This window comes from Plantactinospora sp. CA-290183 (assembly GCF_050936375.1).
Classification (GTDB): Bacteria; Actinomycetota; Actinomycetes; order Mycobacteriales; family Micromonosporaceae; genus Plantactinospora.
Window position 1 is genome coordinate 644628 of record NZ_JBNJMX010000002.1, and the last position, 12627, is coordinate 657254.

Sequence of the window (12627 nt, forward strand, 5' to 3'; positions counted from 1 at the left end):
GACCCTGAGAAACGTCAGGGTGCGAGGCTGACCATCGGGTGCAGCCGCTGACCGGGCCGGTTCGTAGCGTCGGACACATGCTGACAACCCACGCCGGGCTGAGTACGGTCGAGGTCGCCGAGCGGGTCGCCGCCGGCAGGGTCAACGACGTACCGGTCCGGTCCGGCCGGAGCGTGGCGGAGATCGTCCGGGCCAACCTCCTCACCCGGATCAACGCCATCATGGGCGTGCTCTTCGCGGTGATCCTCGTGGTCGGCCCGATCCAGGACGCGCTCTTCGGCGGCGTGATCATCGCCAACACGCTGATCGGCGTCGTCCAGGAACTGCGCGCCAAGCGCACCCTCGACCGGCTGGCCATCGTCGGCGCGGCCCGCCCGGTGGTACGCCGGGACGGGTACGCCGCCGAGGTGAGCGCCGCCGACATCGTGCTGGACGACCTGATCGAGCTGGGATCGGGCGACCAGATCGTGGTTGACGGCGTGGTCACCGAGGCGGAACAGCTGGAGGTGGACGAGTCCCTGCTGACCGGCGAGGCGGACCCGGTGGCCAAGCAGGTCGGCGACCCGCTGCTCTCCGGCAGCTTCGTCACGGCCGGCGCCGGGGCGTTCACCGCGACGAAGGTCGGCCGGGAGGCGTACGCGGCCCGGCTCGCCGAGGAGGCCAGCCGGTTCACGCTGGTGAACTCCCAACTGCGCAGCGGGCTGAACACCATACTGCGCTTCGTCACCTGGCTGATCATCCCGACCGGGCTGGCCCTGATCGTCAGCCAGTACCTGGTCAACTCCGACAACCTGCCCGAGGCCGTACGCCGGATGGTCGCCGGGCTGGTCCCGATGGTGCCGGAGGGGCTGGTCCTGCTCACCTCCGTCGCCTTCGCAGTCGGGGTGATCCGGCTGGGCCGGCGCCGCTGCCTCGTCCAGGAACTGCCGGCGATCGAGGGACTGGCCCGGGTCAGCGTGGTCTGCCTGGACAAGACCGGAACGCTCACCGAGGCGGCGATGGAGGTGGCCGAGGTGCGCCGCCTCGACCGGGCGGCGCCGGTCGCGGAGCTGCTCGGCGCGCTCGGTGCCGCCGACGAGCGGCCGAACGCCAGCCTGCGCGCAATACGGGCGGCGTACCCGGCGCCGCCCGGTTGGACGGTCGGGGAGCGGGTGCCGTTCTCCTCGGCCCGCAAGTTCAGCGGCGCCGTCCTCGCCGACCCCTCCGGGGCCACCGCCGCCTGGCGGCTCGGCGCCCCGGACGTCCTGCTGCCCGCCGGGCACCCGGTGCTGGCCGAGGCCGACGGGTACGGCGCCCGCGGCCTGCGCGTCCTGCTGCTCGCCCGGGAGGGGTGTAAGGAGGGGGCCCTTCCTATACAAAAAGCGATAACAGGGGGCCCTTCCTTACATCCGGTCGCGTTGGTGGTGCTCGCTCAGCGACTGCGCCCGGAGGCCGCCCGGACGTTGCGGTACTTCGCCGAGCAGGGGGTGGCGGTCAAGGTCCTCTCCGGGGACAACGCGCTCTCGGTCGGCGCGGTCGCCCGTACGCTCGGGCTGCCGGGCGCGCAGGAGCCGGTCGACGCCCGGACGCTGCCGACCGAGCCGGTGGCGCTCGCGGACGCGGTGGAGCGGAACACGGTCTTCGGCCGGGTCGGGCCGCAGCAGAAGCGGGACATGGTCGCCGCCCTGCAGTCCCGCGGGCACACCGTGGCGATGACCGGCGACGGGGTCAACGACGTACTCGCCTTGAAGGACGCGGACATCGGGGTGGCGATGGGCTCGGGCAGTCCGGCCAGCCGGGCGGTGGCCCAGATCGTGCTGCTGGACAACAACTTCGCCGCGCTGCCGGAGGTGGTCGCCGAGGGGCGTCGGGTGATCGGCAACCTCGAACGGGTCGCGAACCTCTTCCTCACCAAGACCGTCTACTCGGTGCTGCTCGCGGTGATCGTGGTGCTGACCCAGGTGCCGTACCCGTTCCTGCCCCGGCACCTGACGATCATCTCGTCGCTGACCATCGGCATTCCCGCCTTCTTCCTGGCCCTGGCCCCGAACCAGGAACGCGCCCGGTCCGGCTTCGTCGGCCGGGTGCTGCGGTTCGCCGTACCGTCCGGGGTGGTGGCGGTCGCGGCGACGATCGGGTCGTACCTGCTGGCCCGGAGCCTCTACGACGGCGACCTGGCGGCCGAGACGTCCGCCGCGACGCTGACCCTGTTCCTGGTCGGGCTCTGGGCGGTGGCGATCATCGCGCGGCCGTACACCTGGTGGCGCCTGTTGCTGGTGGCGGCCCTGGCGGCGGCGTTCGTCGTGGTCCTGGCGGTGCCGTTCCTCCAGGAGTTCTTCCAGCTGCACCTGGTGGGTACGGCGGCGCCGGCCGCCGCCGTGGCCCTGGCGGTGGTGGCCGGTGGCCTGCTGGAGCTGATCCGGGTGCTGCTGCGCCGCCGGGTGCCGGCGGCGACGTGAGCAAGGCCTCCTTTGATCGATCTCCGTCGACAAATAGCCTCATGGTGATCGATGCTCCGCGACGCCGGGTCCACGGGGGACCGGGACGGGGCCGATCGAAAGGGGGAACGGGGGATGTCTTCACCTCAGTCGTGTGCGCGCCGGTTCGGGGCGCTCGCGATCGCCGTGGCGGTCACCGTCGCGGTCGGAAGCACCGTCGCCGCAGGTCCGGCCGGGGCCGGTCGGGCGACGCCCGCCGCCGGCCCGGCAGCGCAGATCCGCAACGCCGGCGGGTCGACCGCGATCGCCGACAGCTATCTGGTGGTGCTCAGGGCGGGCACCGCGGCCCGGGCCGCCGTCGACCGGGCGGCGGCGGACCTGACCGGCCGGTACGGCGGCACGATCGGCTACCGCTACACGTCGGCGGTGCGCGGCTTCTCGGTCGCCGCGACCGCCACGCAGGCCCGGCGGATCGCCGCGGATCCCGCCGTCGCGTTCGTCGAGCAGGACCACCGGGTGGCACTGGACGACACGCAGCTCAACCCGCCGAACTGGGGGCTGGACCGGATCGACCAGCGGGAGTTGCCGCTGGACACCTCCTACACCTACCCGAGCGGCGGTGGCACGGGCGTGCGTGGGTACGTGGTGGACACCGGCATCCGGCTGTCCCATCAGGACTTCGACGGCCGGGCGGTGACCGGGGTGGACCTGGTGGACGGCGGTGCCGCCGACGACTGCAACGGGCACGGCACGCACGTGGCCGGCACCCTCGGCGGCACCACGTTGGGGGTGGCCAAGCGGGCGACGCTGGTTGCGGTGCGCGTCTTCGACTGCATCGGCGCCGGCAACGTGTCCCGGGTGGTGGCGGCGGTCGACTGGATCACCGCCAACGCGGTGAAGCCGGCGGTGGTGGTGATGAGCCTCGGCTACGTCGCGGGCACCGGTGATCCGTCCGGCGCGCTGGAGTCGGCGGTCTCGTCCTCGATCGGCACCGGCATCACCTACGCCGTCTCGGCCGGCAACGACAACGGTGACGCCTGCACGAAGGTCCCGGCCCGGGTGGCGGCGGCGATCACCGTCGCCGCCTCGGAAAAGGACGACGGGACCTGGCCGAGCAGCAACGAGGGCCCGTGCGTCGACCTCTTCGCGCCCGGCGAGAACATCGCATCCGCCGGACACGAGAGCGACACGCAGGTCTGGGGCCGCAGCGGTACGTCGATGGCGGCGCCGCACGTGGCCGGGGCGGCGGCGCTGGTCCTCGCCGCGCATCCGACCTGGAGCCCGGCCCAGGTGCGGGACCGGATCGTCGGGCAGGCCACCCCGGACACGCTGGACTGGGTCGGCCCCGACACTGCCAACCTGCTCCTGTACGTGGGGCCGGGCCTGACCGGATAGCCGGATGAGGCGGGACGGGGGAGCCGTTGACGCCAATGGCTTCCGCGTCCCGTTCTCGCATTGTCGGTTCGCTGACAACGCATTCTGCTCGGCTGGCACGAACTGGTGAGTTGGGCGCCGCCGTCTTTGCCTACCGTGATGTGTGGAACGACCGAGAACTGTCATCGAATTGACAGTGCGGTCGGCCCGGTCACCGATTGGCAAAAGAGAGAGAAGGCAGCCCGATGAACGTACGACCGAATGGCGCCCGGCGGATCCACACCGTTTCCGCGATGGTGGGCCTGGCGTCCGCCGCGCTTCTGGTGAGCCAGGTGGCGCTCGTCGCACCGGCCGGCGCGGTACCCGGGCTGGTCCGGGTGGTGGCGACGGGTCCCAGCAACAGCGCCTGGAAGACGACGAACGCGAACTGCCCGACCGGGACCACGGTCCTCGGCGGCGGTGGCTTCGTCACTGGGGCGGCCGGCCAGGTCGTGATGGACACGATGCTGCCGCTGGTCGACGGCAGCGCGTACTCGGTGACGGGCCGGGAGGACGACACCGGGGTCGCCGGCAACTGGTCAATCACCACGACCGCGCTCTGCGCGACGGCGCCGGCCGGCCTCCAGACCGTCACCGCCTTCTCCGCGTCCGACTCGGCCAACAAGTCGGTCACCCTGCCCTGCCCGGTCGGCAAGAAGGTGCTCGGTGTCGGCGGCGAACTCTCCGGTGGGCTGGGGCAGGTGGTGGTGGACGACCTGCGTCCGAACGCCGACCTGGGCAGCGTCACGGTGACCGGCGTCGAGGACGGCAACGGCCAGGCCGCGAACTGGTCCATCACCGCCAAGGCGATCTGCGCGACGCCGCCGGCCGGCCTGGAGCGGGTGAACGGCCTCGGCATCCTCGACTCGACCAGCGTGAAATCCACCGTGGCGACCTGCCCGGCGGGCAAGCGGGTGCACGGTCTCGGCGCGGAGATCGACGGCGGCGCCGGCCGGGTCCGGATGACCGGGGTGTGGGCCTCCTCGTCCACCACGGTGACCGCGAGCGGCGCGGAGGACGAGAACGGTTTCGCCGGCAACTGGGGCGTCCGGCCGTACGCCATCTGCGCCTGAGTGGTCCCGTTCAGCACGGATTCCCGGCGCCCAATGGGCGCCGGGAATCCGTACGTCCGGCCCGGTTGTCGTCTATCTGAACTAGGAATGTGAGGGTGGCGGCAGCCTTGTGGCGTCCCCCTCGCGTACTACTGATAAGTGGTGCGTGTGACGGGGAGGAACGATGGGTCAATCCGGGTTCGAGGTGTATCCCGATCGGATGCGGGTGATCGCCGACGCGATCGCACAGGCCGGGGAGGGGCTCCGGAAGGGGCGTACGGCTCAGGAGCCGGACCTCGGTCCGGGGGCCGCGCAGACGGCGGGCTGGGTGGCGGCGGAGGCGGCCCGGACGGCGACCACCGCCTGGACGGGTTTCCTGGACCGGCTGGTTGCCTCGACGGACGGGCTCGCGGCCCAGCTCCGCGCCGCCGCCGGGTCGTACGAGGGAAGTGACGCGCGCGCCGACGCGGCGCTGGCGACACGTCGGGCCGGGACGAGCAGCAGCGCGACCCAGAGCAGCGCCGAGACGATCACCGCGACGGTCAGGTGCAGGTTGAACGCCGGGTAATCCCCGTCGAAACAGGCCTGGTCGAAGTCCTCGCCGCAGTTGGCGTCCATCCGGGCGAGGATGCCGAGCAGCGGCACGCCGAGGAAGAGTGCGCCCGCCAGCAGGGATGTCAGGATTACTAGAACGATCTTGTAGACCCTCCCGCGGTTGCCCGCCGGCGGCCGCGCTGTCGCCGCTTCGACCATGGCCGGCACGCTAGTACCGCCCGGCAAGCCCGGCGTCCATCGGCGGATCCGGGCGCGGGCACCCCGGACCGGGCCATCGGGCTGCGTGGGCTGGCGGGGCCGGACCGCGCCGTTCCGGCCACCGGTTGCCGCCGGTGGCCTTGGGCGCGTCCTGCGATCGGCTCGCCCGCGGACCGCTCATCCGGGTACCGCTCCGATCAGCACGTCAAGCCGGACCATGAGCTGAAGGCAGGGCGGATGCGGCTCGACGTGCGCCCAGGTACACGACGGATGCTCGTGACCGACAACCCACACCCAGCGACCGGCCTCGTCCTGCCGGATGACGTTGCGGTGGATCCGGCACACGGTCATCTCGAGGTACGTCCCGACGGGCACCCGGGCGCAGTGCGACCACTCACCGGGTCGCATCCGCAGCAGTGTGCCCGGCGGCACGTCGGGAATGCCCACGGTGGGGGTGACGATCGGGGGCCGCTCGGTCATCGCCAGGTCCCGACCCGGCGCCAGTGCCGGCCGTCCCACCGGTAGTCCCGCACCCGTGCAGACCGGTGCCACCGTCGTACCCGGGTCAGCATCGTCCGGTCCGGTACTGCCGCCGCTGCCCGTAGGTGAGCAGGGGCAGTCCGACGACGAGGGTCGGCCCGTTCCAGGTCAGGAGGGTTGGCCCGGGATCCTGGGCGCCGTCGTACCGCTGCCGGCGGGCGAGGTCCAGGAGCCGCTGCCGGGCGGCCTCCGCCTCGGCGGCGTCCCGCTCGCGCCATGCCCGCTCGATCGCGGCCGCGCGTCGTACCCCACGCTCCCGCCACCATGTCCAGACGCCCACCATCGCTCCTTCCGCTTGCAGGGCCGGCCCGGGGTTCGGTGGGGGGACCAGGCCCCGGGCCGGCGGGCGCTCGGGTTGAGAACGGCGGATGTACGCCGCCTCGCGCGCCCTGTCCGTAGCCTTCCCATCGCATGGCGTGAGGGACAGGGTTAGCCCGTCCTCCGACTGTCCGCTGCCTCGTGCGCGGCTGTCCGCGGACGGGGGCACGGTTAGGCTCTCTCGACGTGACCGACTATCTCCAGGTGGCGACCGCGACCGAGACGCGCGACACGGCAGTGGAGCTTGCCGAGTACGTCATCGGGGCTCGGCTGGCCGGCAACGCGCAGATCATCGGGCCGGTGACCAGCGTCTTCTGGCACCTTGGCCAGCAGGGGACCGGCGAAGAGTGGCGTCTGCTGCTTTACACGACGGGAGACCGGTACGCCGCATTGGAGGCGGCACTGTTGGAGCGGCATCCCTGGGACAATCCGCAGGTAACGGCTACTCCGATCGTGGCGGGATCTGAGGCGTGTCTGCGCTGGCTGCGTGAGTCCGTTGCCGAGCAAGCTGGTCACTGACCAGTCCCCGTAGCTCGGCGACGCAGGGCAGCGCCGCGTACGGGTTGAGGCGATCGAGCAACGCTGCGATCCGTTGGCGAGGTCGGACCGAGGCCACGTCGGCGGACAACCGGGCAGCTCTGGTCGCGGTCGCGCAGCCCTGCTCGATTTCGTTCGCGTCCAGGTACGCGTCGGCAAGCCAGGTCAGGTACAGAGCCTTGTCCCGGGCGTGGGTGTCGTCGTACCGGCCGAGTACCGATTCGAGGACGGGGATCGCCCGTAGCGGCCGGCGCAGCACCGTCCAGCACCGCCCGGTCATGATCTCCGCTTCCTCCTGGTCGACCCAGTACACCCAGTCCGGGTCAGGCCGCTCGTCCTGCTCGGTCAGGCACGTCACGCCGATGCCGAGGTGCCGTTCGGCGTCGTCCGGCTGCCCGTTCACCGCATGGATCCAGGCGCGACGCATGTGCACCAGTGCGCGTACACCGGGTGTCGCTGTCGGGTCGGCCGTGTCGCACGCTGCGGCGATCGTCTGTGTCGCGGGCCGGCCCAGGGTCAATTCCTGATAGGCGAGGAACGCCATGGCGTTGCCGGCCAGCGGCAGATCCTCGGCGTCGTGAGCTGCGGCGAGGCTGGTGCGGTACAGCCGTTCGGCGCTGTCGTAGCGCCCCGCGTCGAACGCGGCCCAACCAGCCATCTGCGCCTGCTCAGCGTAGACCGACAACAGCCCCCGACCCGTGGTGTCCGCGTAGCTGCCGTCCTGGAGGAGCCGCAGGGTCGAATCCAGCTCGGCCATGTACATCTCGTAGGTATCGGCCCCGCCGAGGTAGTCGTCGATCCGCCGCAGTCGAGCGGTCCGGTAGGCAATCTGTTGTGGTACTTCGGGGCCCACGCGGCGTCCGTAGCTGAGGATCGTCTGCGGGAGAGCCACGGCCATCCCGGCCCGTGCGATTACTTCCCGGCGACGTATGCCCGTCGCCGCCAGGGCCGCCAGCTCACCGCCCGCCGCAAGGGCGTCATCGATCCGCTGAGCCGCCCGCTGCGTCGGCTCCTTGGCCCCGGTCTCCAGCTCATGCAGGTAGCTCTTGGCGTAGAACGCAACCCGGGCGAGTTCCCGCAGTGACAGGCCACGCTCGGCCCGCAGCCGGCGCATCTGGGCCCCGAATCCTGCTGAGGAGGTCTCGGACATTGACGGCTCCCAGGTAGTGGACTGGGCGGCAGCTTTCAATCTCGTCAGGCCACCAACCTGGACCGTAGCGCCTGAGGCCATGCACGAATAGAGGCAATGGTAGGCAACAAAGCGCGCACCACGGCCGGAACGCGTAGGACGTTGACGGTTGGGTCGGTCAGGCGATGCCGAGTTGTTCGGCGAGGGGACGCACCACCGGCCGGGTCGTCGGCGTCTCCCGGATAACTTCCTTCAGGTCGCCACCGCAACCTTGAGGCGGCGCTGCTGGCACGGCACCCCTGGGACAACCCGCAGGTGATCGCCGCTGTGATCGTGGCGGGGTCCGAGGCGTGCCTGCGTTGGCTGCGCGAGGCCGTCACCGCTCAGCCGTGATCGGCTGAGAGCCGGGGGACCCGGGCTCTCGGAGCGCCGGGCGTGGTTCGCTGAGAGGGCCAGCCGTGCCGAGCCCGAGAAAGATCCGAGACATGACAACGTCCGCTCGCGTACGGGTGTCTTCCCCCATGTGACGACCGTAATGAAGCACCGACCGGCCGGGACGGCGAGCGGCGCGGAGCACGAGTTTCGGGTTTTCGTCCAGGGGATCGCCGCATCGTTGCACCGCACGGCGTACCTGCTGTGCGGGGACTGGCACCTGGCCGACGACCTTGCCCAGGAGGCCCTGGCGAAGGCGTACAGCCACTGGCGCAAGGTCCAGCGGGCCGACAGCCCGTCCGCGTACGTGCGACGCATTCTGATCAACGAGTCGCGACGCAGTTGGCGCCGGAACCGGAACATCACCGTGCGTCCCGACGCCGACATGACCGACATCACCGTCGCGGACATGTCCGACGAGGTGGTGAACCGCGCCGAGCTGCTCCAGGCGTTGCAGTCGCTGCCCGTGCGGCAGCGGGCGACCGTCGTCCTGCGGTTCCTCGAGGGGCTCAGCGAGCGGGAGACCGCAGCGGCCCTCGGATGCAGCGAGGGAACCGTCAAGAGCCAGACGAGCCGAGCGTTGATCAAGCTCAAGTCCGTACTGAACCGAGGAGACATCTGATCATGTCGTACGACACCGAGGCACGTCTGAGCGCGACACTGCGGGGCATCGTCGGGGACCGGCCGTACGCGCCCGACCTCGAACAGATCGAGAGCCGCGGGCGGAAGCTGCGGCACCGCCGCCTGGTGTGGCGCACGACCGCCGGCACCGGCTTCGCCGCCGCGATCGCGGCGGTCGCCGTGCTCACCGCCGGCACCGGCACCCAGGCACCGGAGCCCGGCCTCGCCGCCCCGAACTCGGTGGCGACCGCCAAGGAGGCCCCGCTGATGAAGCTGGTCAACTACCTGACCACCGCCCCGCAGCCCGAGGGCGACGCGACGCTCGTGCTGCGCAACCAGGTTTACACGGACGGCCTCAAGGTCGATGTCTGGGACCTGTTCGCCGACAACGGCGATCTCTACTTCGCCAAGACCCGCAGTGCCCTCCCCGCGCGGGTGAAGGGCAAGCACACCGAGGGGGGCGGCGACGACGAGGCCGGGAGGAAGAAGGCGGTCGCGGCGGCGGAGTACGGGGCCAAGGGCGACCTGAACGAGGCCCGCAAGAGGATGGCGCTCGCGTACCTTCCGAAGGGCGTGAAGCCGTTCCCCCTCGACGCGCCCGGCGCCAAGCCCTCGATCGACGCCAACCTTGCCGCGAAGCTCAAGGCCACCGGTCAGGACGCGTCCGCCGTGGGCAACCGGACCGACAGCCAGGTCTGGGAGAACTCGATGGACGCGCTGAAGGCGGGCGCCGGCAGCCCGACGGTCCGCGCCGGGGTGGTGCGGCTGCTGGGGCAGATGCCCGAAGTCAAGGTCACGCAGGGCACGATCGACGGCCAGCCGGTGCTCACCCTCGCCGCCGGCGCGCTGATCAGCAGCGGCGGCACCGACAGCCTGACCATCAACGCCGAAACCGGCCTGCCGATCAAGTACGTCTCCGACAGCATCGGAGTGACCGTCAACTACACGGTGACCCGGGTGACCCTGGCCGATGTGGCCAACGGCAAGTTCTGACCCCACCGACTGACGCCAGGGCCGGTCCGTCCACCGGTCCTGGCGTCCTCGCGAAGCGCGTCGGTGGGCTCACCTGGAAGCAGAGACGGAACGTCGGCTGAGGCTCACAGGTGTCGTCGAACCGGTTGGCGGGCGAGGACCTGGTTCAGCACCGCCGGGCGCCGGCCGATGTCAAAGCGGCTGTCCCACGCGCTGGGGCGGAATGAACCAACCTTGCCGGGCGGCGCGCACCAGCGCGGTGTGCCGGTCCGGAGCACCGAGCCGGGCGGTGACCCGCTCGGCGATTTCGGCAACGGCGCACGCCGGAAGATCCATCGCGACCCCGATCCGGCCTTCGCACCAGCCCTCCAGGAGCAGGCCCGTCACCACCAACTCACGCCGGGTCAGCACGGACCGGCCACCGGGCAGCGGGGACAGCACCACCACTCCGACCGCCTGTGGCGGCGCGGTGACACAGCCCAACACGGTGACCCGAATGAACCCCTCGAAGTCGTCACCCCCACTCGACCCGGCCTGGATCGGCCACAAGAACGACACCGAGCCCGCTGCGTGGACGACCTGCCGCAGGGCCACGCCGAGCAACGCCGAACCTGGGACCAGCAGGGCATGTCCAGGCAGGCCCGGAAGCCGGAGCACGTCACCGCAGCGGGTCAGGACCGCCCCGGCCTGGGCGTCGTGGACGACCCGGGCCAGGGCCGCCACCGACCGCATCGGGTCAACAGCGGCGGCGATCCGGGGCGCCAGGACGCCGAGCAGGTCCCGCTCGGCATCGCTCGGGTGGTCCGTCGTGTCGGTGCTCACCAGCAGCACCCCGAGATGCCGGCCGTCCTGGGTGAACAACCCGACTGCCATCCCCTCGCGGAACCCCGCAGGTAGGTAGTACTCAAGCCAGACCGGCAGTTCGCGGAGCGGGGCCGGCACGTCGCGGCGACGCTGCGGGACGGGCGAACTGGTCATTCCGACCAGCTCGACCTGGTCGAGCAACGGTGTGCTGCAGAAGTAGTCCCGGAGCCGGTCGTCGTACCCGACGCTGGCCAGTTCGGCATACCGGCGGTACCGGTCGTCGAGCAGGGCCAGCCAGGCGGCCTGGTGCGGGACCACCCGGCCGAGCAGGGCCAGCAACTCGTCCGCCTGGCCGCACTGCTGCGGCGCCGCGGCGATTCCGGCCACCTCACGAGCTGTACCCGCTGCGGACGGGGAAAGACGGGTCATCACGCAACTCCGTAGGCAATGCGCACCGGTACCGAGGGTGCGTCGATAGAAGTCATCGGCGGCCGCGTATCAGGGACTGCGGTACGTACAGGCCCAACCGGAGCGCCCGGACGGCGGCCAGGGTGCGGCTGGGGGCGTTCAGTTTGATCAGAATGTGTTCCATGTGGGCGGCCACGGTCCGCTGGGCGATCACCAACCGGTTGGCCATCCGTTGGTTGGACCAGCCGTCGACCAGCAGGCCGAGGATCTCCAACTCCCGCCGGGTCAACCCGCGCAGGCCCCCGGGGGGTGAGATCAACACCACCGCCGTCAGGTACGCCGGCGCCGACGACGGGCAGGGCAGCACCGTGATCCGGACATGCCCGTCAGCCCCGTCCATCGACTGGTACGGGCACAGGAACGAGGTCTGCAGCTGGCCCTCGGCCAGGCTCTCCGCCGCCACGGCGAGCACCGGCGAACCGACGCGCAGCAGCGGATGCCCAACCAGCCCGGGCAGCGACAGTACGTTGCCGGCCCGGGTCAGTACCACGCCGGCCTGCGCGCCTGCGACGATCTTCGCCAGGGCCACGATGGAGCGCATCGGGTCCACGGCGTCGGAGATCAACGGGGCGAGCGACCCCAGAAAGTCCCTGGCCTCGTCACTCGGGTACGCCGGATCGTCGGTGTGCAGGGTGATGAGTCCAAGATGCCGACCGTCCGGGCTGAACAGCGTGACGCCGACCCCCTCGCGGAAGCCCGCCGGCTCCAGGTGTACCGCCCAGGATGGCAGTTCCGCCGAAGGAACCGGGGCGTCACGGACGCACATCGGCGGGCGGTCCCGGTCCATTCCGAGCAACTCCATCTCGTGGTAGTGCTCGGAACTACGCATGTACGCGAGGGTGGGTTCGGCGTAGCCAGAGTCGCCCAGGAGTTCGAACTCCCGAAGTTCCGGATTGAGCACGCACATCATGGATGCCGCATACGGCACGAGCCGGTGCAGCACGGTCATCAGTTCCGGCACCCGGTCGGCCGCGTCACCCGGTAGTGCCGTGATCCGCTCCACCTCGACGGCGATCTCTGCCGCGTCGGGTGGGAGGTCAGCCATCCCCTGTTCCGGTACGTCGAAGATCCAGCATTGAGATCCACTCCTCCGCCGTATCGGTAGTCCTGTCAATCGACAGGAGCCCGCTGGTGCTATTACCTGGTGAAACGGCGAGTGATGCCCCAGGAC

General features: G+C 70.9%; 12 protein-coding genes. 7 read left to right on the forward strand and 5 right to left on the reverse strand.

What is annotated here, in order from left to right; all coding sequences use genetic code 11:
- Window positions 1-77: 77 nt before the first annotated feature.
- From ACQEUR_RS07815 to ACQEUR_RS07830, 4 genes are all read left to right on the forward strand, one after another.
- A complete protein-coding gene (locus tag ACQEUR_RS07815) occupies window positions 78-2438 on the forward strand; it encodes an HAD-IC family P-type ATPase (protein ID WP_433027545.1) in 2361 nt (786 codons plus the stop codon).
- 114 nt (window positions 2439-2552) lie between these two features.
- Window positions 2553-3812: a S8 family peptidase gene (locus ACQEUR_RS07820; protein WP_433027548.1), complete on the forward strand. Its 1260-nt coding sequence runs from the start codon at window positions 2553-2555 to the stop codon at window positions 3810-3812.
- Window positions 3813-4036: 224 nt separating this feature from the next.
- A complete protein-coding gene (locus ACQEUR_RS07825) occupies window positions 4037-4903 on the forward strand; it encodes a hypothetical protein (RefSeq protein WP_433027551.1) in 867 nt (288 codons plus the stop codon).
- Window positions 4904-5102: 199 nt separating this feature from the next.
- The gene (locus ACQEUR_RS07830; RefSeq protein WP_433027798.1) at window positions 5103-5450 is read left to right on the forward strand and encodes a hypothetical protein; all 348 of its coding nucleotides are present in this window, start codon (window positions 5103-5105) and stop codon (window positions 5448-5450) included.
- A 362-nt stretch (window positions 5451-5812) separates the two neighbouring features.
- Here ACQEUR_RS07830 and ACQEUR_RS07835 read toward each other — a convergent pair whose 3' ends face one another.
- Both ACQEUR_RS07835 and ACQEUR_RS07840 read right to left on the reverse strand, forming a co-directional pair.
- Window positions 5813-6115, reverse strand: a complete 303-nt coding sequence (locus ACQEUR_RS07835) for a hypothetical protein (RefSeq protein ID WP_433027554.1) — start codon at window positions 6113-6115, stop codon at window positions 5813-5815.
- A gap of 85 nt (window positions 6116-6200) precedes the next feature.
- A complete protein-coding gene (locus ACQEUR_RS07840) occupies window positions 6201-6455 on the reverse strand; it encodes a hypothetical protein (protein WP_433027556.1) in 255 nt (84 codons plus the stop codon).
- A gap of 224 nt (window positions 6456-6679) precedes the next feature.
- On the opposite strand from ACQEUR_RS07840, the gene cutA reads away from it, so the two are divergent.
- A complete protein-coding gene (gene cutA / locus ACQEUR_RS07845) occupies window positions 6680-7012 on the forward strand; it encodes a divalent-cation tolerance protein CutA (protein ID WP_433027559.1) in 333 nt (110 codons plus the stop codon).
- Here the strand turns inward: cutA and ACQEUR_RS07850 are convergent.
- The gene (locus ACQEUR_RS07850) at window positions 6936-8180 is read right to left on the reverse strand and encodes a helix-turn-helix domain-containing protein (RefSeq protein ID WP_433027562.1); all 1245 of its coding nucleotides are present in this window, start codon (window positions 8178-8180) and stop codon (window positions 6936-6938) included. The two genes, cutA and ACQEUR_RS07850, sit on opposite strands and share 77 nt — an antisense overlap.
- Before the next feature lie 502 nt (window positions 8181-8682).
- Between ACQEUR_RS07850 and ACQEUR_RS07855 the strand changes: the two genes are divergently transcribed.
- Both ACQEUR_RS07855 and ACQEUR_RS07860 read left to right on the forward strand, forming a co-directional pair.
- Entirely contained in the window at window positions 8683-9213 is a 531-nt protein-coding gene (locus tag ACQEUR_RS07855; RefSeq protein WP_433027565.1) for a SigE family RNA polymerase sigma factor, read from the forward strand.
- A 2-nt stretch (window positions 9214-9215) separates the two neighbouring features.
- Entirely contained in the window at window positions 9216-10205 is a 990-nt protein-coding gene (locus ACQEUR_RS07860) for a hypothetical protein (protein ID WP_433027568.1), read from the forward strand.
- A gap of 171 nt (window positions 10206-10376) precedes the next feature.
- On the opposite strand, the gene ACQEUR_RS07865 is transcribed toward ACQEUR_RS07860, so the two are convergent.
- Window positions 10377-11375 (reverse strand): GAF domain-containing protein, encoded by a 999-nt coding sequence (locus tag ACQEUR_RS07865; protein WP_433027571.1) that lies wholly within the window; start codon window positions 11373-11375, stop codon window positions 10377-10379.
- A gap of 94 nt (window positions 11376-11469) precedes the next feature.
- Window positions 11470-12501 (reverse strand): response regulator transcription factor, encoded by a 1032-nt coding sequence (locus ACQEUR_RS07870; RefSeq protein WP_433027574.1) that lies wholly within the window; start codon window positions 12499-12501, stop codon window positions 11470-11472.
- Between the last annotated feature and the right edge of the window lie 126 nt (window positions 12502-12627).